Genomic DNA, 21,906 nt, shown 5'->3' with positions numbered 1-21,906 from the left:
TGTGACATAGTCATCCTGCCAGCGTTGTGGCAGCAGGAGTCACCAGCCATGCGAAAAGCGGAACGGCTTTTTCAGATCATCCAGATACTTCGAAGATCAAACCGTCCGGTCACCTCGGCGCAGCTTGCGGACGAACTCGAGGTCGCCCGACGAACCGTCTATCGTGACATTGCCCACCTGATTGGCCAGCGCGTTCCCATCGAAGGGGAAGCTGGCTTTGGCTACGTCCTCGACCCACGATACGATATGCCCCCGCTGATGCTGACAGCAGAGGAGATCGAGGCCGTTCTGCTGGGCGTTCAGATGGTGGCAAAGCTGGGTGATCCGGCCATCAACACTGCGGCCAGAGATGTCATCGCAAAGATTGCATCCACCGTACCGGACGATCTTCTACCGTTCATTGCCGAACCCGCCGTCAGCCTGAAACCTGGCGAGGTCATGGACAGCCTGACGCTCGACAGCCGCCCAATCCGGCGGGCGATCAGGGAGGGGCGAAAGATTGAGCTTGAATATCGCGCGGCGAATGGCGCGGTAACCAGCCGTATCGTGTGGCCGGTGCTGCTCGGCTATGAGGATGCGCGCTGTCTTTTGATCGCGTGGTGCGAATCGAAACAGGCCTTTCGCCATTTTCGCACCGAACGCATTCTCGATCTCAAGGTTCTCGAAGAGACCATCGGCCTGTCCAGAGGCAAATTGAGACAGCAATGGCTGCAATGGCGTGAAGCCGAACTTTCCCGTTCGCGCCGAGCGCTATGATACGCTGCCGTTGCTGACCTGCGCTGTCCGCTGAAGCCCGGCCCAGCGCCCCGGCGTCACCCCATAGGCTTTCTTGAAATGCCGGATGAAATGCGCCTGGTCGGCAAAGCCCGTGGCGGCGGCCACATCGGCAAACCCCTCGCCTTCGCCCATCAGCGCCTTTGCCTGCTGCAGCCGCCGCATCAGCATGTAGCGGTGCGGGCTGGTGGCAAAGGCCGTGCGGAAATGCCGTGACAGGGTGAAACGATCGAGGCCGGTAATGCTCGCCAATTCACCGGAGCGCACGGGCCGCAACGCATGCGCCTCCAGATAGTCGCGCGCCGCCCGCACCTGCCTCCAGGCAACCGTGCCGAGAGCCCGGCGCCGCACCTGCGAATGCCGCGACAACCCGCCCGCCACCCGGCTGACGAAATCATCGACGAAAAGCTCGTCCAGCTCCCGGTCGAGTTCACTGAGTGCTGCGAGCAGCACCTGCGCCAGTGCGTCGTCGGCGATCACGGGCTGATCGACGAAGGGAAGGCCTATCTTTTCCGCCTCAAGGCATTCCATCAACAGCGCTGGCTCCAGATAGAGCATGCGATAATGCAGCCCGTCCTCGGTTCCCGCCCCGCCGTCATGCTCTTCGTCCGGGTGCAGCACGATCACCTGCCCCGGCAGGCTGAAGCGCCGCTCGCCGCGATAGGTGAAGGTCTGCACGCCATGCAGCGTGACGCCGAGCGCATAGGTATCATGCCGGTGCGGCTCGAAGACATTGCCGGAGAATTGCGCCTCGATGCGCTCGATACCCGGAAAGGACGGCGCAGTCAGGATGCCGCTGCGCCCCTGCGGCTCGCACAAACGTTCAAGACCCTCGAAGGCCTGCGGCGTTAGATCCTGGTTCAACGCGTTATCGACACCCGATGAAAGAGACTGGAATGTTTGATACCAAAATTGCGATCGTCCTGCGAAACAATCTTGCCGGCTGGCAGAAGCTGAATGTCACAGCCTTCCTGTCGACAGGCATTGCCGGCCAATATCCTGAAATCATCGGCGAGCCCTACAAGGATCGCGCCGGCAATCTCTACAACCCGCTATCCATCCAGCCGATCATCGTCTTGTCGGCCGACGACGCGACGATATCGACGATCCACCGCCGCGCGCTCGAACGTGATGTCACGTCTTCTGTCTTCATCGAGGAAATGTTTGCAACCGGCCACGACACGGCCAATCGCGCCGTCTTTGCCGAATATGCCCCCGACGATGCCAAGGTCGTCGGCATCGCGCTACGCGCCGACAAGAAGATCGTCGACAAGATCACCAAGGGCGCGACGATGCAGCTTTGATGGGGAGAGCCACGCATGATCCTTGTTTCTCTAACTGCCCTTGATTTTTCAGGAAGCACTTGTTTGGCGTTGTCATATATGACAACATCACCCTATGAAAGAGATTGCGTGGGTTAAAGCGGCGTTGAAAGACTTCGGGGACTTCCCCAAGTCCGTTCAGGACAGAATGAAAGACGCGCTTGCCATCGCCGGCATGGGTCAAAAGGCTGATATTGCGAAACCCATGAAAGGTTTGGGCTCGGGCGTGTTCGAAATCGCCCTGCCCTACCGCACGGATGCTTACCGGGCCATTTATGCGGTTCAGCTGGGAGATGCCATTTGGGTGGTTCACGCTTTCCAGAAGAAATCCACCAAAGGAATAGCGACGCCTCAAAAGGACGTTGAGCTCATCCAAGCCCGTTTGAAACGAATAAAGGAGATGTTGCGATGAATGACGATGACTTCGAAATCGTTCGAGGCAGCGGCAACATTTACGCCGATCTTGGCGACCCCGACGCCGATACCAGGCAAATGAAAGCCCAGCTTGCCGCCGAGATCATTGCGGCACTCGACCGACGTAAACTGACGGTACGCGACGGAGAAAAGGTGACCGGTGTAACTGCCGCCGATCTTTCCCGTATTCGCAACGCATACCTTGGCCGCTTCACCATCGACCGGCTTGTGCGGGTTCTCAATGCGCTTGATCGTCATGTGACCGTCAAAGTCACCCGGATGCCTAAACGCTCCAAGGAACAGGCTGCAGCATCAACCTAACCATCGATGAGAAGGCGGGAAAACCCGCCTTCTCACTGGGCTGCCCGAGCAATCTTGGGCGCGACCCTTTTTCGAATTTATAATCATCAATCCGCAACAGAGCGCGTCGATGATCATCTCTCTCAATTGCCGAAAAGACTCAGCCCTGCGTGATCGGCGCGATCTGGATCTCGACGCGGCGGTTCTGGGCGCGGCCGGCCTCGCTCGCATTCGAGGCGACGGGCTGCGACGGGCCGAAGCCGACGGCGGAGACGCGGCGCTGGTCGATGCCCTGGCCGCCGAGGTAATCGGCAACCGAAAGCGCGCGGCGCTGCGACAGGTCCTGGTTATGCTGCAGGCTGCCGGTCGAATCCGTATGGCCGTTGACGTCGATCAGCGTGCGATTGAACTTGCGCAGCACGATCGCCACCGAATTCAGCGTCGGATAGAAGCCCGGCTTCACCGCGTCCTGGTCGACGTCGAAGGTGATGTTCGAGGGCATGTTCAGAATGATGTTGTCGCCGTTGCGGGTCACCGAAATCCCGGTGCCTTCGAGCTGGGCGCGAAGCTCGGCTTCCTGCTGGTCCATGTAGTTGCCGATCGCACCACCGGCCAGAGCCCCGATGCCGGCGCCGATCAGCGCCGCATTGCGCTTGCCGTGCCCGCCGCCGCCGACGGCCACGCCGACAAGAGCGCCGCCGAGCGCGCCGAGCGCCGCGCCGCCCGCCGTGTTGGAGACCTTCTGTTCACCAGTATAGGGATCGGTCGTCGTGCAGGCGCTGAGATAGCTTGCTGCGACAGCCAGAAGTAGGAATTTCTTGATCATGGACAGGACAGTCTCCGTTCAAAACTGATGCGAGCAAATGGCAAGGATTACGGCAAGAAAATGAAGATCTTCTCTTGATACGGGAATTTCAGGCGCCAAAACAGCAGCCATGTTGCACCAATGCGCTGATATCACCAGTTTTAGCGGATCGGCGGGGCTGGCGCGCCGGCAAGGTGCGACGATCAGCCCTCACCGTGAGGGTGAGGAACGGTCCGCGGCGTGGGGCAATCGATCCAGAGAATCGATTGCAGTGACGAACCAAAGGACCGTATCGAACCACGAGGGCGGATGGCTGGATCGCGCCCTTAGAAATTCTGGAACAGCTGCCTCACCGTATCGTAAGAGGCATTGGCGATGTTCAGCGATTGCAGGCCGAGTTGCTGCTGGGTCTGCTGCGCCCTGAGCTTGCTGGACTCCTCCTCCATGTCGGCATCGACGAGCCGGCCGATGCCGGCGGTGATGTTGTCGTGCAGCTTGGTGGCGAAGTCGTTCTGCAGGTTGATGCGCCTTTCCAGCGCGCCGAAGGCCGAGCCGACCGTCGTCAGCTGCGTCATCGCCGCATCGACGACGCTGATCATCTGGCCGATCTGGCCCTTCGTCGTGCTCGATGACACCGAGATCACCACCTGGCCTGCCGTGGTGCCGTTCTTGCTCGTCATCAGCACGTAGTCCTGCGAAGCGCCGAGTTCCGTGGCGAAATAAGCCGAAGTCAGCACGCCGTATTCGCCCGAGCCGGTGGCGCGGTCGTCGATCAGGTAGCGCGCGTCTTTAGAGGTCGTGGCTCCCACAGGCGTCGTGTCGATGTGGTAGCTCAGCATGCCCACGGAGACCGTCCCGTCGGCGTTGCGGATGAAGGAGGCAGGGATCTGGCGCGGCTGCGTCGGCGTCGCGTCGTCGTTGAGAATGACCCAGTTGTCGCTGTTGAAGGTCGCCGATTCCGACACGCTGCGCAGTTGCTCCTGCAACTGCTTGATCTCTTCGTTGATCTTGTTCTTGTCGATGCCGTCTTCGGTTGCGGCAACCAGCTTGGCCTTGATCTCGGAGACGACGTCGATGACGTTCTGGACGCCGGTATAGGCCGTTCCCATCGTGGCGGCGGCCATGCCGAGCGCATCCTGGACTGCCGAAATCGCCTTGTTGTCGGTGCGTGCGGTGGTGGCGATCGACCAATAGACGGCGTTGTCACTGGCTTTGGCGACACGCATACCCGTCGTGATGTGGTTCTGCGTGACCGCCATCTTCCGATTGGTATCGCGCAGCACGTAAAGCGCCGCATCCACGGAGGTGCGCTGATAAATACTCACGGGACTAAACTCCAAAACACAACAAACGCAAACTGCACAAAAAATGAACCGCGCCGCGCGGACACTCATGTCCGGGGCCGCTGGAAACCCAGCGCATGGGCCTTCAAGAAACGAAGAAGACCAGTCGGTTGCTGGTAACAATCATTGCCGTTTATGCTTAAAAAACGGCTAATCTTGAGAGCTAATTTAGCCTATTTCGCAAGACTTGATACACCATGAGAAACGCCGCCGGAAAAGATCCGGCGGCGTTCTTTGGAAATCGATGCGAAGCCTTATTCGGCGGCCTGAAGCTGCTTTTCGTCGGGTGCGGCGCGCGGGCGTGCGGCAATCGACATCTCCTCGTGCAGGCGCGCTTCCTCATGGGCGTGCGGCTTGGCGAAGCGGGCAAGCAGGAGATAGGCGACCGGCGTGATGAACAGCGTCACCAGCGTCGCAAAGCCGAGACCGCCGACGATCACCCAGCCGAGCGCCACGCGCGCTTCCGCACCCGCGCCATGGGCAAAGACCAGCGGCACGCCGCCGAGGATGGTCGCGATCATCGTCATCATGACGGGGCGAAGGCGCAGCGCGCAGGCCTTCTCGATCGAGGAGCGCACATCCTCGCCTCTGTCGCGCAGCTGGTTGGCGAATTCGACGATCAGGATGCCGTTTTTCGCCATGACGCCGACCAGCAGCACCAGGCCGATCTGGCTGTAGATGTTGAGGCTCGATCCGGTGATAACGAGCGCGAAGACGGCGCAGGCAAGGCCGAGCGGCACCGTCGACATGATGATCAGCGAGGAGAGCACGCTTTCGAACTGGGCGGCGAGTACCAGGAAGATGATGACGATGGCGAAGCCGAAAGTCAGCGCCATGCCGTTCGAATTCTCTTCGAGCGTCGCTGCTTCCGCAAGCGGCAGCAGGCGTGAACCCGGCGGCAGCAGCGGCTCGGCAAGCGAGGTCACCTGTTTCACGGCATCGCCGAGCGACATCCCGTTCCTGAGGCCGGCGGTGATCGCGACCGAGGCGAGCTGCTGCTCGCGGTTCAGCTGCGGCGCCACCGACCCTTCCTTCATCGTGGCGATGACGGACATCGGCACGATCTTGCCGTCGCCGGTCTTCAGGAAGACGTTTTCGAGGTCGGTCGGGTCGTCGATCGGCCGCGTCGTCGAGGTCAAGAGCACGGGATAGGATTGGCCGTCGACGAAGACGTCGACCACCGAACGCCCTTCGAGCAGCGACTGGATCGCCGTCGACAGGCCCGTGATGTCGATGCCGAGATCGGAGGCGCGCTCGCGGTCGATCGCCACCGAGACCTGCGCCTGACTGGGCTCGTTGGTCAGCCGCGGCGTATCGTACCGGCCGGTGGCGTCGAGCGCCTGCACCAGCTTGGCGGCGGTCGCCGTCAGCGCCTCGTGATCGTTACCAACAAGCGCCATCTGCACGCCGCTGCCGGCGCCGCGGATACGCAGGCTATTGGAGGAAATAGCGTTGCCGCGCAACGCCGGCACCTTCGCGGCCGCCTGGTTGATATCGCCGACGATCTCGGCCTGCGTCCTGTGCCGCTCTCCCCAGGGCGCCAGCGTCAGCACCATGAAGCCGCTGTTCAAAGAACCGCCCTGGCCGGAGATCGAGAAGACATTGCGGATGTCGCCGCCATCGACGAGCGGTTGCAAATATTCCTCGAGGAGCTGCATCTTGTCGCGGGTATATTCGAGGCTCGACCCCTGCGGCGTCGTCAGCCGCATCATCACCATCGACCGGTCCTCCTCCGGCGTCAGCTCGCTCTTGACTGTGGAGAAGGCGATGACAGCCGCACCGGCGAAGATCACCGAGAACAGGATGACGACGAAGGGCGCGCCGAGGCAACCGTGCAGCGCCCATTTGTAAAGATTGGCAAGCGCGCCGCCGAAACGGCCGAGCAAGCCGTGATCCTCGAGCATCGGCTTCGTCAGCATGCGCGAGGCGAGCATCGGGCACAGCGTCAGCGCCACGATCGACGACAGACCGACCGAGAAGGCGAGCACGAAGCCGAATTCGCGGAAGAGGCCGCCGACCTGCCCCGGTAGGAAGGAGAGCGGGATGAAGACGGCAGCGAGCGTCGCGGTCGTGGCGATAACGGCGAAGAACACCTCGCGCGTGCCGAGCACGGCGGCGGCACGCGGCCCCATGCCTTCGGCGCGCCGGCGCACGATGTTTTCGAGCACGACGATCGCATCGTCGACGACGAGGCCGGTCGCCAGCACGATGGCGAGCAGCGTCAGGATGTTGATCGAGAAGCCGACCATGTAGATCGCCGCCAGCGTGCCGATCAGCGCCACCGGCATGCTGACCGCCGGGATCAGCGTCGCCCGCCAGTCACGCAGGAAGAGATAGATGACGGCGGTAACGATGACGGCGGCAAGCACCAGCGCCAGCGCCACTTCATGGATCGCGCCATCGATGAAGACGGCGTCGTCGCTGGTGATGGCGATCGACGTTCCCTCGGGCAGCGTCTTCGACAGCTGCTCGACGGCGGCCTTGATGCCGGTCGAGATGTTGAGCGTATTCGACTGCGCCTGGCGGATGATGCCGAGCCCGATGCCGGGCTTTCCGTTCGAGCGCAGCGCCGTCTCGCCGTCACGGGGCCCGAGCGTCACGGTCGCAACGTCGCCGAGCCGGACGCGGTCGTGCAGCATGACGTTGGAAAAATCCGCCGGTGTCTGCAGGTTGGCGGTGGCCCGCACGACGATATCCTGCGTATTGCTCTTCAGCGATCCCGCCGGCACGTCGAGTGCCGCGTTGTCGAGCGCCTTGATCAGGTCACCGATGGTGAGACCGCGGCTGGCAAGCGCGCCCTGGTCGACATCGACGCGGAAGACCTTCTCCTGGTCGCCATATTCCTCGACGTCGGCTACACCGTCGACGGAGGCCAGCCGATCGACCACCTCGTTCTCGACGAGCTGCGTCAGGTCGTCCATGTTGAGCTTGGTCGAGGTGACGGCGAGCCGCATGATCGGCGAGGAATCCGAATCCGCCTTGACGATCTGCGGCGCATCGGCCTCGTCCGGCAGGTTCTGGGTGATGCGGCCGATCGCGTCGCGCACGTCGTTGGCGGCGACCGCGAGATCGATCGCATCGGAGAATTCGAGCGTCACCCGACTCTGGCCGAAGGAAGAGGTCGACGAGATCGACTTCAGGCCGCTGACACGCGCGACCGCCCCTTCGATCACCTTGGTCAGCTCCTGGTCGATCGTCTGCGGCGATGCGCCGTCGAAAGTGGTGCGCACGGTCACGACGGGACGATCAACGTCAGGCAATTCGCGCACTTCGACGCCGACGTAAGCGGCAAGGCCGGCAACCACCATCAGCGTGTTGAACACCAGCGCCAGGATCGGCCGGCGAACGAAAAGCGCGGTGAAGCTCTGCTTGCCCGACGCCCTGTCCTGAGGCAGCTCGGTCACGCTCATTGGGTCGCGACCTCCCCGTTGGCGGCGACATCGGCGGAAACGCGAACCGCCCCACCTTCACGCACGCGCTGCAGGCCCTGCGTCACGATCTTGTCGCCATCTTTGAGATCGGCGTTGACGAGCACGAAATCGGGATTGCGCTGCACGACGCTGACCCGCACCTTATGCGACTTGTCGTCGGTCACCAGCCAGACGAAGGAGCCTTGAGAATCCCACTGCACCGACTGCGGATCGACCGCCGGATATTTGTCGCCGGGAAATTTCATGCTGACATTGAAGGACATGCCGGCGCGCAGCTCATCCGACGAATTGTCGATCCGGGCGCGCAGGCGCAGCGTGCGGCTTGCCGCATCGATGCGGTTGTCGACCGCCTCGATCGCGCCTGAAAACACCTGCCCCGGCCGTGCGACAGACATGGCGTCGACCGGCTGGCCGACCTTCACCGTATTGGCAAAACGCTCCGGCACCCAGAAGTCGACGAGGATTTCCGAACGGTCGTCGAGTGTGACGATTGGTGTCGTCGTCGTGACATTGTCGCCGATATTGACCGGCACGATACCGACGATCCCGTCGATCGGGGCGGTGATATTGCGCCGTGCGAGATTGAGTTCGGCGGCCTGCAGCTGTAGCCGCGCACCCTGCTCGGCGATCTCGGAATCGAAGACATCCATGCGCGACACGCTGGATTTGATGTTGTGATAGAGATTGGATTTCTCGACGGCAGCCCTCACCGCCACGTCTGCCTGGCCGCGGGCGATCACCTGCTCCTCGCTGTCGAGTTTGGCGAGCACCTGGCCGGCCTTCACCATGTCGCCCGATTTGATCAGGATTTCGCGGATCGTGCCCGTTGCCTGCGGGGTCACCGCAACCGAGCGGATCGCATCGCCCGTGCCGATGGCGTTCAGCCGGTCGTTGACGACGCCCTGGACGACGGCTTGCGTCGCGACCAGAATGGCGCCGTTGCGCCCGCCGCCGTTACGGCGGTTCTGCCCCTGTCCTTGGCCTTGGCCGCGCTGCTGCCCTTCTGCCCGCGACGAACCGTCGGCATCCGCCGTCTCCTCGGCCTTCGGCGCGATCATCGAAACGAGGCCCTCGGGAATGCCTGCCGCGCGCATCATCTCGCCTGCACCAGGCACGAAGAAAACCCACGCGGCAAAGCCGGCAAAGATGACGATGAGCGAAAGTATCAACTGCTTCCAAAAGGCCATTCACGTCTCCGGAGGGACTCGAGGTTGGACCAGGGTCGGTCGAAAGAGGCGCTACGGGATCGAGATTCCCAGGGTTCTGGATTACTGGGCATCGAGATTCCCGCCTGGTGCGACAATATCGCGCGTTTGCAGCTTAGCGGCAAGCATAAGCACCTGGCATTACCGATTTGTAATATCAGCGAAGAATGGAAATAAACCCGGCCGCTCACTTTTGCTTGAACGAAGTTCGCAAACGTCTTCGGCGCTGCCGGCTTATCGGCGAATATTCGCGCGGTACCCCTTAAAAATGAGGGCGCAAATCTATCGGCGCATCGACCACCGCAGGCCGATCACGGCGGCAAACCCCAGTATCGGCCATACCGCCCAGAACGTTCCGCTCCAGGTGAGGACGTTGATGCCGATAATGCCGAGCGACAGGATCGCGAGCGTGGCTATCCGGCGGTTGAAACGCGTCTGGTCGCGATTCCAGACAAGCGCTGCAAGGACGGCGAAGACAAGCAACGGAAAGCGCGCCCAGAAAACGCCGTCCCACGTCAGGAGATTGATGCCGACGAGCACGGCGGCAACAACCCCGAGCACGGCGAACGACCTTCGCCTCTGCGGCGCCGGTCGCGGTTCGGTCATGAAGGCCGCCGGCTGCGGCGGTCGCGCGAAGGCTGGCCGTTCGGAGGGCGGAGCCTCGTCGCTTCCCTCGCCAATTCTCACCGCATAGCTCGGCACGCCCTCTTCGACATTCTTCACCATCAGTGGCCCGAGAAACTCGAAACCAACAGCCACCTTGTTGCGGACCTGATCATAGACGGTGCTCGATATGACGATGCCGCCGGGCGCGGCCGAGCCCTGCAACCGCGCGGCGATATTGACGCCGTCGCCGTAGATGTCTTCGCCCTCGACGATCACGTCGCCGAGATTGATGCCGATGCGGAAAAGCATGCGTCCATCGCTCGGGCGGCGGGCATTGAAGCCGGCAAGTTCGTTCTGCGTATCGACGGCCGCGCGCACCGCTTCGACCACGCTCGGGAAATCGGCGATCAGCCCGTCGCCCCAGGTGTTGACGACGCGGCCGCCATGGCTTTCGATCAGGCGTCCCATCGCCTCCCGGCAACGCTTCAGCGTCGCGAGTGTCCCCTCCTCGTCGGCCCCCATCAGCCGCGTATAGTCCTGCACGTCAGCACAGAAGATCGTCGTCAGCTTGCGCCGCGTTTCATCCATGGTCTCTCGTCTCCGCGCCTAGAGATCGCTGCAAGGCTGAAGCTGGTTGAATGGGGTCGAGATAGGCGATTGCAGCGGTGTTACGTTACTAAGCCTTTGTCTTCGTTGCCACCGATAATTGTTATTTCGGAGCGAGACCATCGAGCAGGAAGTCGAGGCCTTTCCGGAAAGCGCCGTCCCAATCATTGTCGAGCAGCAGACGAGAGCGTTCGATTGTCGGGTAGTGTTCGCTAAGCCGCGTAAGGCGCTGCTGCGCGGCGGCCATGTCGTCGTCGGAAAGGTCGAAGCTCGCCCGGGTGACGGTCGCGCCCAACACATAGTTCCACAGCGACCATATCGCGACGTTCAGATCCGCATCGGCAACCCCGGCTCCGGACAAGGTCTTGCTCAGCAATTCCAGGCGCCGGAGGATGTTCGGGCCGAGCGCCCGGCGCGGCAGCAACGATGCCGACCAAGGATGGCGCAGCATGCCGGCGCGCCAGTCCTCAAGCATATGAACGACTTCGCCGCGCCAGTCTTGAGACTGCGCCATTTCAGCCGGCTCGCGATATTCGAGCACCGAGTCGAGCGCCAGATCGAAGACTTTCTCCTTGTTGTCGACATGCCAATAGAGGCTCATCGCGCCCGATCCGAGGCGATCGGCGAGCCGGCGCATCGTCAATCCGTCGACGCCCTCGGCGTCCAGCAGTTCTACCGCGGTCGCCACGATCCGTTCCAGCGAGAGCGCCGGTTCGTTGCGCAGCTCCTGCGCGGACCGTGTCCGTTGAGAGCGCTTGCTCTGAGCGCCGCTGCGTTTGGCCGCCATCCGTCTTCCCTGCCGATCACTCTACCGATTTACGCCGACAACACCGGGAATGTCGATCCCGAACAGTTGACTCGTACGATGTACGATGCAATTTAGTCGTACATCGTACGAGTGAACTCAATCCTGCAGCCGCGGGCATCTTGCCCGCGGTCCTCAGACCCCAAGAGAAAACCATGTCACGCGCAATCAAGCATCTGCTTATCGGAGGGATAATCATCATGACCATCGGAGTTTTTACTGCGGCGACGGCGAGCGAGAATGATCTCAAGCTGACCATCGTCAATCCGCAAAACCTCTACGACCCGACGCCGAATGGCTACAGCACGGCCGTGATCGTGCCCCGCGAAGGCCGCCTGGCCTATATCTCCGGACAGGGCGGCCAGGACAGCACCGGCGCCTTGTCACCCGACTTCGCCGTCCAGGTGAAACAGGCCTATGCAAACTTACACACGGCTCTCGATGCGCTCGGCGCAAGACCGGATCAGGTCGCCAAGCTCACGGTCTTCGTGGTCGATCATGACATGTCCAAGCTCGAAGTGTTGACCAGAAACGTCAAGGAAATGTTCGGCGGGTCGCTGCCGGCGCAGACGCTGATCCCCGTCCCGAAGCTTGCGATCGACCCGATGCTCTTCGAAGTCGAGGCCGTCGTCATGCTGGATTAACGTGCCAGTACCCGCGGCGATCATCGCGGCAAGGAGCATCCCGCCAGCCAGTCGTGAAACGCGGCAACTTCATGCCGCCGCAACGCCTTGGGGGCAGCCACAATGTAATAGGCCCATTTGACGGGCCATCGAACCTCCGGCAGCAGATGCACCAGTCGGCCGCTCTCCAGTTCCTGCGCCACGAGCGCTTTCCGCACGAGGGCTACCCCTCTTGCCGCGACCGCCGCGTGGATGACGGCGGCGGTCGAATTGATCTTCAAGCCGCCGTCGGCGGGCGCGTGGTTGGCGCCGGATCGGGCGAGCCATTCGCCCCAGCTCGGAAACTCCCCGCCTGGATGGGGCGTTCCATCGTGAATCAGCGTCTGCTCCGCGATCCATCCTGCGGTGAGATCGCGATCGGTGGGCACGAGCCTGTTATGGCAGACGGCGATGATCTCCTCGCCCATCAGGAAGGTGGACCGCACGCCCTTCCAGGAGCCCAGACCGCATCGGATGCCGATATCCGCCTCCCCCTGGGCGAGATCGATGACCCGATCCGAAACGTCGAGCCGCACATCGATGCCGGGATAGGCTGACGAAAAGTCATCGAGCCGAGACAAAAGCCAGTTGGCAACGAGCGCCTGCGATGCCGTCACCACCACGACCGAACGGGCCTTGCGGCCGCGCAGCTTGCGAAGGCCGGACTCCAGAAGATCGAGCCCCTGGGCGATGTCATCGAGAGCCTCCCGTGCCTCGTCGACAGGCGCCAGGCGCTCGGCGCCGGAGCGGCTTCTCCTGAACAATGGATATCCGACCCAATCCTCCAGCGAGCGGACCAACTGACCGACGGCGGGCGGCGTGACGTCGAGTTCGGTGGCCGCCCCGACGAAGCTGCCGTGCCGCGCAGACGCCTCCAGCGCCTGAAGTGAACGCAATCTGGTGAGGTTTCTCATATCGACCACGACAAAGTTTTTCTTTCTATGCGATATGGCGTCTTTTCCTCGCGAACGCAAATCCTCGCGCTAGCATGTAGGCAAACAAGAGGATTTGACGCATGGTTCTGCAGGGAAAGACAGCATTGGTCACGGGCGGCTCGAGCGGCATCGGCCTCGCCGCCGCACGCGTACTGCGCGATAACGGCGCCCGCGTCGCGATCACCGGACGATCCGAAGAAAGACTCGCCCTTGCAGTCGCCGAGCTTGGCAGCGACGTCCTTCCCATCCAGGCCGATGTCTCTTCGCTCGAAGAGCTGAGCCTGGCGAGCGCCAAGATAAAGGAGGCATTCGGATCGCTGGATATCCTGTTCGCAAATGCGGGCGTTGCCCTCGGCACGCCGATTGCAACGACGGATGACGCCACCTATCACAGGATCATGGATGTGAACGTGAAGGGCGTCTTCTTCACCGTGCAGTCGATGCTGCCGCTGATGCGCGAGGGCAGCTCGATCGTCCTCAACACCTCCTGGCTCAACCAGGTTGGAACACCCGGCCGGGCGATCCTGTCCGCCTCGAAGTCGGCGGTCCGCTCCTTTGCCAGAACCATGTCGGCGGAACTGCTCGACAGGAAGATCAGGGTCAATGCCGTCAGTCCCGGTTCGATCGAGACGCCGATCCACCGCGGCCGGGATCAGAGCGAGGAAGAATTCCGCAGCTATGCGGATCGGGTCGGCGCGCAAGTACCGCTCGGCCGCATGGGCAGGCCGGAGGAGATCGCGTCCGCCGTGCTCTTCCTGGCAAGCGACGCTTCGAGCTACATGCTCGGAGCGGAGATTGTCGTTGACGGCGGCAGATCGGAGCTTTGACCATGCTGTTGAACGAAGACCTTTCCAGCCGCACGCTCGTCCACGCCGCAGAGCTCGACTGGGTGCCGAGCCCGATAAAGGGCGTGGACCGGCGCATGCTTTTCCGGATCGGCGCAGAGAAGGCCCGGGCGACATCCATCGTCCGCTATGCCCCGCAAAGCAGGTTCTCGCATCATGAACATCCCGGCGGAGAGGAGTTTCTCGTCCTCGACGGCGTCTTCCAGGACGAGAGCGGCGACTTTCCCGCCGACACCTATGTTCGCAACCCGCCCGGAAGCGGACATGCGCCGCAGAGCGAGGGCGGATGCACGATCCTGGTCAAGCTCTGGCAGTTCAAGGCCGCCGACCGCGAGCGCATCGTCCGACTACCAGGCGAAGGCCGGCCATCCCAAGCGCGCGCCGGCGTCGCCTCGTCGAGGATACTCTTCGATGGCTCGGACGAGCGCGTGATGCTGGAGGACTGGCATCCGGATGCCGAGGTCGAGATCGCCAATCCGAAAGGACTCGAGCTGCTGGTGATCGAAGGCGGCTTCACCGAGACGGGCGATACGCTCGGCCGCTGGAGCTGGCTTCGCCTGCCCGCCGGACAGCCGCTTCTGGCAAAGACAGGAGGACAAGGCGCGCGCGTCTGGTACAAATCCGCACCGCTCCTGCATGAGGACGTCTGCCTCTTCGACAATCCCGAACGCCCTGGGGAGAAGTGACATGGAGACTTGCAAAGTAGCCGTCGTCGGCGGCGGTCTCGCCGGCCTGTACACGGCCCAGGCGCTTCATGCTTCCGGTATCGACGTCATTCTTGTGGAAGCGCGCGAGCGGCTTGGCGGCCGCATCCTGACGGCCGACGAAACCGGCATGCCGGCAGAGGACGGCTTCGATCTCGGTCCTTCATGGTACTGGCCGCTGATACAGCCTGTTATGGCGACGCTCGTTAGCGAATTCGGGCTTGGCTCCTTCGGCCAGAACAGCGAGGGAGCCGTCGTCTTCGAACGCATGTCGCGCGAGAAGCCCCAGCGCTATCTGCCGGAGGCGCTGGATCAGCAGTCGATGCGGCTTAGGGGTGGCACGGCGGCGGCAGTGCGCGCGCTCGCAGGCAGGCTCCCGGCCGAACGCATCCGTCTCGGCGCGAAGGTGACGACGATGGACCTCGCCGAAGACGGCGTCAAGCTCACCGTCGAGACGGGCGGCGGCAGCGCGGAGGTCCTGCAGGCGGGGCTCGTCGTCGCGGCTTTACCGCCGCGGCTGCTGGAGGCGACGGTCACATTTACGCCCTTGCAGGATCCGGCAACGGCCGCCCGCTGGCGCGACACGCCGACATGGATGGCGCCGCATGCGAAGTTCTTCGCCATCTACGACAAACCCTTCTGGCGCACGGACGGGCTTTCCGGCACAGCGCAGAGCATGGTGGGGCCGCTGGTCGAAATCCACGACGCGACGACAGCCTCCGGCAAGCCAGCCCTCTTCGGCTTCCTCGGCGTCGGCGCGGATCAGCGCGCCGCACTTGGCGAGGAGGTCCTGAAGCAGGCAAGCCTCGCACAGCTTGCGAGGCTTTTCGGCTACGAGGCGCTTGAGCCGCGCGCGACCCTGCTGAAAGATTGGGCCGCCGATTCGCTGACATCGACCGCAGCGGACCGTGCGGGCGGCGGACATCCCATGCCGGGAAGTTCGCGCTGGGTATCCGGGCCGTGGGAAGCCCGCCTTTTGCTGGCCGGAAGCGAAACCAGTGATTCCGAACCGGGATACCTCGCCGGCGCCGTCATCGCCGCCAAGCGGGCAGTCGCCGAGATCCGGTCCAGAATGGATAGAGAATGAACGTCATTCCGCAAGTTTCGCCCGCCCCAGAAACCGCAAAACACAATTCATGGATTCTGACTGTCGCGCAGGCCTTCGGCGGCGCGAACGCGCCCGTCGTCGTGTCGCTCGGTGGCCTGGTCGGGCAGCAGCTCTCGCCCGATCCCGATCTCATCACCCTGCCGGTCAGCCTGCTCAACCTCGGGCTCGCGCTCGGAACTCTGCCGGCGGCATATGTGATGCGCCGCTTCGGGCGGCGGGCGGGCTATCTGCTCGGCACGGTCATCGGCATGGTCTCCGGCCTGATCGCCGCCATCGGCATCGTTCTCGGCAGTTTCATCGTCTTCTGTCTCGGCACCTGCCTTGCCGGTTTTTACTCGTCCTACGTCCAGAGCTACCGTTTCGCCGCGACCGACAATGCGAGCGGCGCCGAGAGCCAGAGGGCGATCGCCCGTGTCATGATCGGCGGCCTCGCGGCGGCGATCATCGGGCCGCAGCTCGTCATCTGGACGCGCGATGCGCTTCCCGGGACGCCCTTCGCGGGGAGCTTCGTGAGCCAGGCGGTCCTCGCCGCGCTGGCCTTCCCGATCCTCTTTCTGCTTCGCAGATCTTCGCCGCCGAGAGCCGTGGGTCGGGAAGGCGCCGCGGAGCGGCCGCTTTTCGAGATACTGACCTCGCCGCGCTATCTGCTGGCGATCGCCACGGGCGTCGTATCCTACGGCCTGATGACCTTCGTGATGACCGCCTCGCCGATCGCCATGGTGGGACACGGACATTCGATCGACCAGGCGGCTCTGGGCATCCAATGGCATATCCTTGCCATGTACGGGCCGAGCTTCGTGACCGGGCGGCTCATGGTGCGTTTCGGCAAGGAACGAGTGGCCGCTATCGGCCTGCTGCTGATCGGCGGCTCGGCAGCGGTTGCGCTTGCCGGCTTCGACATCGCCCATTTCTGGATCTCGCTGGTGCTGCTCGGCATCGGCTGGAACTTCGGCTTCATCGGCGCGACCGCCATGGTGGCCGACTGCCATACGCCGGCCGAGCGTGGCAAGGTTCAGGGCGCGAACGATTTCCTCGTCTTCGGAACGGTCGCCTGCGCCTCCTTCTCATCGGGATCGCTGCTGCACAGCTCCGGCTGGGAAACGATCAACTGGATCGTGCTTCCGGCGGTCGCCCTGGTTCTGGTTCCCCTGGTCTGGCGCGCGGCCCGGCCGGCGTACGCACCGTGACGGATCATGCGAGGGCTGCGCTGCCGCTGTCGAACATGGACCGGTCGTCGAGGATGTTCGCCGTCAGCATCGCACCTTCCAGGGTAGCGAGAACGTGCACCGCCGCGTCTTTGTCGAGGCCGCCGGCCGTTAGTCTCTCGATACCGAGCAGGAAGAACCTTTTCACTTCGATTCTAACTTCCTCCGCCAGATCGTGTGACGTCGCCGCCAGCGCGCCACAGAGACACATCCTGCCGTCGCGGTGAAAAGCCTTGCGGAAAACCTCCCGCCAAGCCCGGACGATGTCACCGCCCCCAGCCAGTTCGTTGTCCACGGCTTCCAGGAAGCGATCCGTGTAACGACGGGCAACGGCGGCCGCCAGCTTTTCCTTGGTCGGAAAATGGTAATGGACGCTGGAGCTCTTCACGCCGATATCGGCCGCGACCTCGCGGAAGCTGAAGCCGCTGTAACCGGCCTCGCGGATCCTCTCCTCAGCCGCGTCCAGAATTGCATTTGCAGTGTCACTCATCCCTGCCCTTTCTCTATCTAGCGATAGATAGGGCTTGCGTACCCGGAAAGCAATCGCTATGCATTCGTCATCTATCTATCGATAGATAGACAAAAGGAGACGAACATGCGATTTGAAGGTAAGGTAGTCGCCATCACCGGCGGTGGTTCCGGCATCGGCAAGGAAGCGGCGGCGCGCTTCGTTGCGGAGGGCGCGAAGGTCGTCATCAACGGACGGAATCTCGAAAAGCTCGAAGCCGCGGCAAGGGAAATCGACCCGAGCGGCAAGAATGTCGCCGTTTCCGCAGGCGACATCGCCAAGCCGGAAACCGGAGCCGCGCTTGTTGACCTCGCCATTTCCCGTTTTGGAAAGCTCGATGTCCTCGTCAACAATGCTGGTGTCTTCAATCCGAAGCCGTTCACCGAGCTCACGGAAGCCGATTACGATTGGTATCTGGACACGATCCTCAAGGGCAAGTTCTTCACCGCCCAGGCGGCGGCGAAGGCGATGAAGGACAGGGGCGGCGCAATCGTCCAGACGGGGTCCATGTGGGCGATCCAGGCGATCGGCGCGACCCCGTCGGCGGCCTATTCGGCCGCCAATGCCGGCGTCCACGCCATGGTCCGCAACCTCGCCATCGAGCTTGCGCCCTACAATATCCGCATCAATGCCGTTGCGCCGGCCGTCGTCGAAACTCCGGTCTACAACACCTTCCTGTCCGACACTCAGGTCAAGGAGGTCCTTCCCACTTTCAACGCCTTCCATCCCCTCGGCCGCTACGGTCAGCCGCGCGACGTCGCGGAAGCGATCCTGTTTCTCGCCTCCGAGCAGGCTTCGTGGATCACCGGCACGATCCTTCCCGTCGACGGCGGCGTAACCGCCGGCCGCCAATGAGGATGACGGCATGACCAAGATGCAGGATTGGAATGCGGTCGAATCCTTGCCGGCCAGGTAAATTGGCCGCAGGGCAGGCGCGGGGCATCTTGTTCTGCACCTCCCCTCGTCCTGCCTATTCCTCAAAACGGCCTGCGGCCTCACGATCCCGATCGTATCGCCTCGCAAGCAGAAATGGCGGCAGCCAGGACTCGCGGCGAACCGTCCAGAGTTCGTAGGTCGGCATTAGTTGGTCGGGCGCATCAAGGGATCCCAGATTCACTTCGATTTCATCCGCGGTGCGCGAGAAAACCGACGAGCCGCAGCGGGGACAGAAGAAACGCCCGCCATAGTCGCGCGTCTCGCCGTCGATCGTCACTGCATCCTGGGGAAATATCGCGGAAGCGTGAAAAAGCGCCCCGTGATGTTTGCGGCAGTCGAGACAGTGACAAAGTCCGACCCGGTATGGGCGTCCCGATGCCACGATCCGGACATCGCCGCACAGGCAGCCTCCCGTGAAACGGTCCATGCTGCGTCTCCTCCAAAATCAGGGGCGCGGAATGTCTACGGTCCCGTCACTGCACGTGATCGCCATCGCGATATGACCACCAGCCGGCGGCTATCACAATTCACCCGAGGCGTCTCAGCGAAAATTTCAGCTGATCACTGAACGTTCTTGCGCGGGCTCGCCGTGTGCTCCCGGGCCACGACGTTGGAATCGTCGATTTCCTGAAGCAATACGTCGTAACCCCAGAGATCGGCGAGATGCTGCAGCACGTGCTTCATGTCGGCTTCCTGGAGATAGCAGTCGTTCACGACGATGTGCTGCAGGAGCAGGCGGCGGTCGCCGGCGAGGTCGACGTCGACGATATCGATTGCCGGATCCGTCCAGCCGATATCGTATTCGCGTGAGAGCTGGCGGCGGATGCGGAGATAGCCGCGCTCGTTGTGGATCGCCGAAACCAGCACACCCTCGGTCTGTTCCGGATCGTCGTAGAGATGGAACAGCCTGAGCTGCCGGATCAGGTTGGGGCTCAGGAACTGGCTGATGAAACTCTCGTCCCGGTAATTGGCCCAGATGTCGCGCAGGACGCCCATCGCATCGCCGCGTCCTGCAATGTCGGGAAACCACGCGCGGTCCTCTTCCGTCGGCGCGGTCACGATCCTCTCGATATCCTGCATCATCGCAAAACCGAGCGCATACGGATTGAAGCCCGAGAACCGGCGGTCGTCGTAATTCGGCTGGAACACGACATTGGCATGCGACTTCAGGAATTCGAGGAAATTGCCGTCGCTGATCTGCCCGCGTTCGTGCAGCCGGTTCATGATCTGGTAGTGGACGAAGGTAGCGGTTCCCTCGTTCATCACCTTGGTCTGCCGCTGGGGATGGAAATATTGTGCGACATGGCGGACGATGCGAAGGATTTCGCGCTGCCAAGGCTGCAGCCGCGGCGCGGATTTCTCGAGAAAATAAAGGATGTTGTCCTGTGGGAGGCCAAGGGCGGCGCGGCGCTTTTCAAGCCCGATGTCACCAGCCTTCTTGGCCTTGCCGACGGGAACCGTGCGCCACAGGTCGTTGAACATCTGCTCCTCGTGGGCGCGGCGTTCCTGTAGCCGCTTCTCCTCCTGGCGGAGATCGAGCGTGTTCTTGCCGGCATAGCGATGCACGCCGTGCGACATCAGCGCATGCGCCGCGTCGAGCGTGCGCTCGACGGCCACCTCGCCATAACGTTCCTCGCAGCGGGAGATATAACCCTTGGCGAAATCGAGGTAATCGAGGATGCCCTCCGCATCGGTCCAGAGCTTGAAGAGATAGTTGTTCTTGAAGAAGTGGTTGTGGCCGAAGGCAGCGTGCGCGATGACCAGCGTCTGCATCGTCGCCGTGTTCTCCTCCATGAGGTAGGAGATGCAGGGCGAGCTGTTGATGACGATCTCGTAGGCAAGGTCGCGCATGCCGCGGCGGTAGAAGGCTTCGTGATGGGCGAAGTGCTTGCCGAAGGACCAGTGACGGTAGAAGAGCGGCATGCCGGTCGAGGAATAGGCATCCAGCATCTGCTCCGACGTGATGACCTCGATCTGGTTCGGATAGACGTCGAGGCCAAGTTCGTTAAGCGCAATCTCCTCGCAGGCGTCGTGGATGCGCTGCAGCGTTGAAAAGTCCCAGTCGGCACCCTTGAACAGTAGCAGCTCTTTCGGCCTCAGCGTGGCTGTCATGGCGTCGCCCTCGACTGTGCGTCACGTTTCTGGAAGAGATCGTGGAAGACCGGGAATATCTCGCTTCGCCGGCAGACCTTGCGCATCGAAAGCGGCTGCAGTTCCGAGCGGATCCCCTCATAGAGCATCCACAGGGGCGACCGGGATATTGAGGAGTCGCCGCCCTCTTCGCCGACCTCGATATAGGCGAAATACTGGCAGAGCGGCAAAATCTCCTGCAGGAGATGGCCGGTCAGGTTTCCGTCCGAATGGGCGTTGTCGCCGTCCGAGGCCTGGGCGCCGTAGATGTTCCACTCCGCCGGATCGAAACGCGCCGCGATGATCGCCCGCATCGCTGCAAGGGCGCTCGATACCAGCGTGCCGCCCGTCGCCGGGCCGTAGAAGAAGGTTTCCTCGTCGACCTCCTCGGCCCTGTCGGTATGGCGGATGAAGACGATCTCCACCTTCTTGTAACGCCTGGACAGGAACAGGTAGAGCAACAGGTAGAACCGCTTCGCGAGGTCCTTCATGTGTTCCGACATGGAGCCCGAGACGTCCATGAGGCAGAACATCACGGCCTTTGCCACGGGCTTCGGCTCGTTTTCGAAGCGGCGATACCTGATGTCGAGCGGATCGATATAGGGAATGCGCCGGCTTTTTGCCTCGAGCGACTTGAGTTTTGCCTCCAGCGTCAGGCGGATTTCCTCGTCCTCGCATTCCTCGATCTGCCGCTGCAGGGCTTCGATCTCTTCGGGACGCGGACGACCGAGCGCCACGCGCCTCATCATCGCAAGCCTCGTCGTGCGGCCGATGGCGATGTTGGACGGCGACCCGGAGACGGAATAGCCGGCCCGGAAAGGCGTTTCCTCCTCGGTTTCGGCCAGGCGCCGCTTGGCAAGGTCGGGCAGTTCCAGATCGTCCAGGAATACGTCGAGGAATTCCTCGCGCGTCAGCACGAAGCGGAAGCCGTCCTCGCCATCGCCTTCGCCCGCATCCTTCGGTTTTCCGCCCCGGCTCCCCGGCGGGCGCGGAAGAATGTCGCCTTCGACGAAGGCCCTGTTTCCGGGCAGGATATGATCGCGAATGCCGCCGTCGCCCCTTCTCAGGCTCGGTTCGGCCATTCCATCGATCGGCAGGCTGATTTCCCCGCCGTCGAGCACATCTCGAATGTTTCGGTTTTGCAGAGAACGTTTGACCGCCTGCTGCACGGCGCCCTTCATGCGACGAAGGAACCGCTGCCGATTTTCCAGACTTTTACCGCGCGGATTCAGCCGCCGGTCGACAATGTGCATAATGGCTCC

The 21,906-nt window shown here is 62.5% G+C and carries 22 protein-coding genes; 10 read left to right on the top strand and 12 right to left on the bottom strand.

Annotated elements, in window-relative coordinates; all coding sequences use genetic code 11:
* Positions 1-48 precede the first annotated feature (48 nt).
* Complete coding sequence (locus EFQ99_RS16250; RefSeq protein ID WP_126922300.1) at positions 49-756, top strand: helix-turn-helix transcriptional regulator; 708 nt, start codon at positions 49-51, stop codon at positions 754-756.
* Here EFQ99_RS16250 and EFQ99_RS16245 read toward each other — a convergent pair.
* A complete protein-coding gene (locus tag EFQ99_RS16245; protein ID WP_126922029.1) occupies positions 751-1,638 on the bottom strand; it encodes an AraC family transcriptional regulator in 888 nt (295 codons plus the stop codon). The genes EFQ99_RS16250 and EFQ99_RS16245 overlap by 6 nt on opposite strands.
* A gap of 32 nt (positions 1,639-1,670) precedes the next feature.
* On the opposite strand from EFQ99_RS16245, the gene EFQ99_RS16240 reads away from it, so the two are divergent.
* The 3 genes from EFQ99_RS16240 to EFQ99_RS16230 all read left to right on the top strand — a co-directional run bounded on the left by EFQ99_RS16240 (position 1,671) and on the right by EFQ99_RS16230 (position 2,831).
* The gene (locus tag EFQ99_RS16240; protein ID WP_126922028.1) at positions 1,671-2,078 is read left to right on the top strand and encodes a DUF2000 family protein; all 408 of its coding nucleotides are present in this window, start codon (positions 1,671-1,673) and stop codon (positions 2,076-2,078) included.
* A 94-nt stretch (positions 2,079-2,172) separates the two neighbouring features.
* Entirely contained in the window at positions 2,173-2,508 is a 336-nt protein-coding gene (locus EFQ99_RS16235; protein WP_126922027.1) for a type II toxin-antitoxin system RelE/ParE family toxin, read from the top strand.
* Positions 2,505-2,831: a helix-turn-helix domain-containing protein gene (locus EFQ99_RS16230; RefSeq protein WP_126922026.1), complete on the top strand. Its 327-nt coding sequence runs from the start codon at positions 2,505-2,507 to the stop codon at positions 2,829-2,831. Before EFQ99_RS16235 ends, EFQ99_RS16230 begins: the two co-directional genes overlap by 4 nt.
* A 139-nt stretch (positions 2,832-2,970) precedes the next feature.
* Here EFQ99_RS16230 and EFQ99_RS16225 read toward each other — a convergent pair whose 3' ends face one another.
* The 6 genes from EFQ99_RS16225 to EFQ99_RS16200 all read right to left on the bottom strand — a co-directional run bounded on the left by EFQ99_RS16225 (position 2,971) and on the right by EFQ99_RS16200 (position 11,593).
* Entirely contained in the window at positions 2,971-3,636 is a 666-nt protein-coding gene (locus EFQ99_RS16225; RefSeq protein ID WP_126922025.1) for a YiaD family glycine zipper/OmpA-like lipoprotein, read from the bottom strand.
* 305 nt (positions 3,637-3,941) lie between these two features.
* Complete coding sequence (locus tag EFQ99_RS16220; RefSeq protein WP_126922024.1) at positions 3,942-4,940, bottom strand: flagellin N-terminal helical domain-containing protein; 999 nt, start codon at positions 4,938-4,940, stop codon at positions 3,942-3,944.
* Positions 4,941-5,212: 272 nt separating this feature from the next.
* Positions 5,213-8,368, bottom strand: coding sequence for an efflux RND transporter permease subunit (locus EFQ99_RS16215; RefSeq protein ID WP_126922023.1), 3,156 nt, complete (start codon positions 8,366-8,368; stop codon positions 5,213-5,215).
* A complete protein-coding gene (locus EFQ99_RS16210) occupies positions 8,365-9,576 on the bottom strand; it encodes an efflux RND transporter periplasmic adaptor subunit (protein ID WP_126922022.1) in 1,212 nt (403 codons plus the stop codon). The genes EFQ99_RS16215 and EFQ99_RS16210 overlap by 4 nt, the downstream gene beginning before the upstream one ends.
* A gap of 300 nt (positions 9,577-9,876) precedes the next feature.
* On the bottom strand, positions 9,877-10,788 hold the full coding sequence (locus EFQ99_RS16205) for an adenylate/guanylate cyclase domain-containing protein (RefSeq protein WP_126922021.1): 912 nt from the start codon (positions 10,786-10,788) through the stop codon (positions 9,877-9,879).
* A gap of 121 nt (positions 10,789-10,909) precedes the next feature.
* Positions 10,910-11,593 carry a TetR/AcrR family transcriptional regulator gene (locus tag EFQ99_RS16200; protein WP_126922020.1) on the bottom strand — a complete coding sequence of 228 codons (684 nt, stop codon included), beginning with the start codon at positions 11,591-11,593 and terminating at the stop codon, positions 10,910-10,912.
* 173 nt (positions 11,594-11,766) lie between these two features.
* Between EFQ99_RS16200 and EFQ99_RS16195 the strand changes: the two genes are divergently transcribed.
* Positions 11,767-12,255 carry a RidA family protein gene (locus EFQ99_RS16195; protein ID WP_126922019.1) on the top strand — a complete coding sequence of 163 codons (489 nt, stop codon included), beginning with the start codon at positions 11,767-11,769 and terminating at the stop codon, positions 12,253-12,255.
* Between the two features lie 20 nt (positions 12,256-12,275).
* On the opposite strand, the gene EFQ99_RS16190 is transcribed toward EFQ99_RS16195, so the two are convergent.
* Entirely contained in the window at positions 12,276-13,187 is a 912-nt protein-coding gene (locus tag EFQ99_RS16190; RefSeq protein ID WP_126922299.1) for a LysR substrate-binding domain-containing protein, read from the bottom strand.
* A 101-nt stretch (positions 13,188-13,288) separates the two neighbouring features.
* Here EFQ99_RS16190 and EFQ99_RS16185 point away from each other — a divergent pair, with 101 nt between their 5' ends.
* From EFQ99_RS16185 to EFQ99_RS16170, 4 genes are read left to right on the top strand one after another with little or no spacing between them, the layout of a single operon-like run.
* Positions 13,289-14,035 (top strand): SDR family oxidoreductase, encoded by a 747-nt coding sequence (locus EFQ99_RS16185; protein ID WP_126922018.1) that lies wholly within the window; start codon positions 13,289-13,291, stop codon positions 14,033-14,035.
* Positions 14,036-14,037: 2 nt separating this feature from the next.
* Positions 14,038-14,739: a cupin domain-containing protein gene (locus tag EFQ99_RS16180; RefSeq protein WP_126922017.1), complete on the top strand. Its 702-nt coding sequence runs from the start codon at positions 14,038-14,040 to the stop codon at positions 14,737-14,739.
* Position 14,740: 1 nt separating this feature from the next.
* The gene (locus tag EFQ99_RS16175; protein ID WP_126922016.1) at positions 14,741-15,844 is read left to right on the top strand and encodes a flavin monoamine oxidase family protein; all 1,104 of its coding nucleotides are present in this window, start codon (positions 14,741-14,743) and stop codon (positions 15,842-15,844) included.
* On the top strand, positions 15,841-17,052 hold the full coding sequence (locus EFQ99_RS16170; RefSeq protein ID WP_126922015.1) for an MFS transporter: 1,212 nt from the start codon (positions 15,841-15,843) through the stop codon (positions 17,050-17,052). The genes EFQ99_RS16175 and EFQ99_RS16170 overlap by 4 nt, the downstream gene beginning before the upstream one ends.
* A gap of 4 nt (positions 17,053-17,056) precedes the next feature.
* Here EFQ99_RS16170 and EFQ99_RS16165 read toward each other — a convergent pair whose 3' ends face one another.
* Positions 17,057-17,560, bottom strand: coding sequence for a TetR/AcrR family transcriptional regulator (locus EFQ99_RS16165; RefSeq protein ID WP_126922014.1), 504 nt, complete (start codon positions 17,558-17,560; stop codon positions 17,057-17,059).
* A gap of 105 nt (positions 17,561-17,665) precedes the next feature.
* Between EFQ99_RS16165 and EFQ99_RS16160 the strand changes: the two genes are divergently transcribed.
* The gene (locus EFQ99_RS16160; RefSeq protein WP_126922013.1) at positions 17,666-18,433 is read left to right on the top strand and encodes an SDR family NAD(P)-dependent oxidoreductase; all 768 of its coding nucleotides are present in this window, start codon (positions 17,666-17,668) and stop codon (positions 18,431-18,433) included.
* Positions 18,434-18,548: 115 nt separating this feature from the next.
* Here the strand turns inward: EFQ99_RS16160 and EFQ99_RS16155 are convergent, their stop codons facing one another.
* From EFQ99_RS16155 to EFQ99_RS16145, 3 genes are all read right to left on the bottom strand, one after another.
* On the bottom strand, positions 18,549-18,941 hold the full coding sequence (locus EFQ99_RS16155) for a GFA family protein (RefSeq protein WP_126922012.1): 393 nt from the start codon (positions 18,939-18,941) through the stop codon (positions 18,549-18,551).
* A 134-nt stretch (positions 18,942-19,075) separates the two neighbouring features.
* Positions 19,076-20,626 carry a SpoVR family protein gene (locus EFQ99_RS16150; RefSeq protein ID WP_126922011.1) on the bottom strand — a complete coding sequence of 517 codons (1,551 nt, stop codon included), beginning with the start codon at positions 20,624-20,626 and terminating at the stop codon, positions 19,076-19,078.
* Positions 20,623-21,897, bottom strand: coding sequence for a YeaH/YhbH family protein (locus EFQ99_RS16145; protein WP_126922010.1), 1,275 nt, complete (start codon positions 21,895-21,897; stop codon positions 20,623-20,625). Before EFQ99_RS16145 ends, EFQ99_RS16150 begins: the two co-directional genes overlap by 4 nt.
* Between the last annotated feature and the right edge of the window lie 9 nt (positions 21,898-21,906).

Source organism: Rhizobium vallis, assembly GCF_003985155.1.
In the GTDB taxonomy this organism is placed as follows: domain Bacteria; phylum Pseudomonadota; class Alphaproteobacteria; order Rhizobiales; family Rhizobiaceae; genus Rhizobium; species Rhizobium vallis.
The sequence above is the reverse complement of the archived record's forward strand: the minus strand, read 5'-3'. Positions and strand labels throughout refer to the sequence as shown.

What these genes read in the sequence shown, in the direction of transcription:
- EFQ99_RS16250 (WP_126922300.1), top strand. Translation starts at nt 49, where the DNA reads ATGCGAAAAGCGGAACGGCTTTTTCAGATCATCCAGATACTTCGAAGA.
- EFQ99_RS16240 (WP_126922028.1), top strand. Translation starts at nt 1,671, where the DNA reads ATGTTTGATACCAAAATTGCGATCGTCCTGCGAAACAATCTTGCCGGC.
- EFQ99_RS16235 (WP_126922027.1), top strand. Translation starts at nt 2,173, where the DNA reads ATGAAAGAGATTGCGTGGGTTAAAGCGGCGTTGAAAGACTTCGGGGAC.
- EFQ99_RS16230 (WP_126922026.1), top strand. Translation starts at nt 2,505, where the DNA reads ATGAATGACGATGACTTCGAAATCGTTCGAGGCAGCGGCAACATTTAC.
- EFQ99_RS16225 (WP_126922025.1), bottom strand. Translation starts at nt 3,636, where the DNA reads ATGATCAAGAAATTCCTACTTCTGGCTGTCGCAGCAAGCTATCTCAGC.
- EFQ99_RS16215 (WP_126922023.1), bottom strand. Translation starts at nt 8,368, where the DNA reads ATGAGCGTGACCGAGCTGCCTCAGGACAGGGCGTCGGGCAAGCAGAGC.
- EFQ99_RS16210 (WP_126922022.1), bottom strand. Translation starts at nt 9,576, where the DNA reads ATGGCCTTTTGGAAGCAGTTGATACTTTCGCTCATCGTCATCTTTGCC.
- EFQ99_RS16205 (WP_126922021.1), bottom strand. Translation starts at nt 10,788, where the DNA reads ATGGATGAAACGCGGCGCAAGCTGACGACGATCTTCTGTGCTGACGTG.
- EFQ99_RS16200 (WP_126922020.1), bottom strand. Translation starts at nt 11,593, where the DNA reads ATGGCGGCCAAACGCAGCGGCGCTCAGAGCAAGCGCTCTCAACGGACA.
- EFQ99_RS16195 (WP_126922019.1), top strand. Translation starts at nt 11,767, where the DNA reads ATGTCACGCGCAATCAAGCATCTGCTTATCGGAGGGATAATCATCATG.
- EFQ99_RS16190 (WP_126922299.1), bottom strand. Translation starts at nt 13,187, where the DNA reads ATGAGAAACCTCACCAGATTGCGTTCACTTCAGGCGCTGGAGGCGTCT.
- EFQ99_RS16185 (WP_126922018.1), top strand. Translation starts at nt 13,289, where the DNA reads ATGGTTCTGCAGGGAAAGACAGCATTGGTCACGGGCGGCTCGAGCGGC.
- EFQ99_RS16180 (WP_126922017.1), top strand. Translation starts at nt 14,038, where the DNA reads ATGCTGTTGAACGAAGACCTTTCCAGCCGCACGCTCGTCCACGCCGCA.
- EFQ99_RS16175 (WP_126922016.1), top strand. Translation starts at nt 14,741, where the DNA reads ATGGAGACTTGCAAAGTAGCCGTCGTCGGCGGCGGTCTCGCCGGCCTG.
- EFQ99_RS16170 (WP_126922015.1), top strand. Translation starts at nt 15,841, where the DNA reads ATGAACGTCATTCCGCAAGTTTCGCCCGCCCCAGAAACCGCAAAACAC.
- EFQ99_RS16165 (WP_126922014.1), bottom strand. Translation starts at nt 17,560, where the DNA reads ATGAGTGACACTGCAAATGCAATTCTGGACGCGGCTGAGGAGAGGATC.
- EFQ99_RS16160 (WP_126922013.1), top strand. Translation starts at nt 17,666, where the DNA reads ATGCGATTTGAAGGTAAGGTAGTCGCCATCACCGGCGGTGGTTCCGGC.
- EFQ99_RS16155 (WP_126922012.1), bottom strand. Translation starts at nt 18,941, where the DNA reads ATGGACCGTTTCACGGGAGGCTGCCTGTGCGGCGATGTCCGGATCGTG.
- EFQ99_RS16150 (WP_126922011.1), bottom strand. Translation starts at nt 20,626, where the DNA reads ATGACAGCCACGCTGAGGCCGAAAGAGCTGCTACTGTTCAAGGGTGCC.
- EFQ99_RS16145 (WP_126922010.1), bottom strand. Translation starts at nt 21,897, where the DNA reads ATGCACATTGTCGACCGGCGGCTGAATCCGCGCGGTAAAAGTCTGGAA.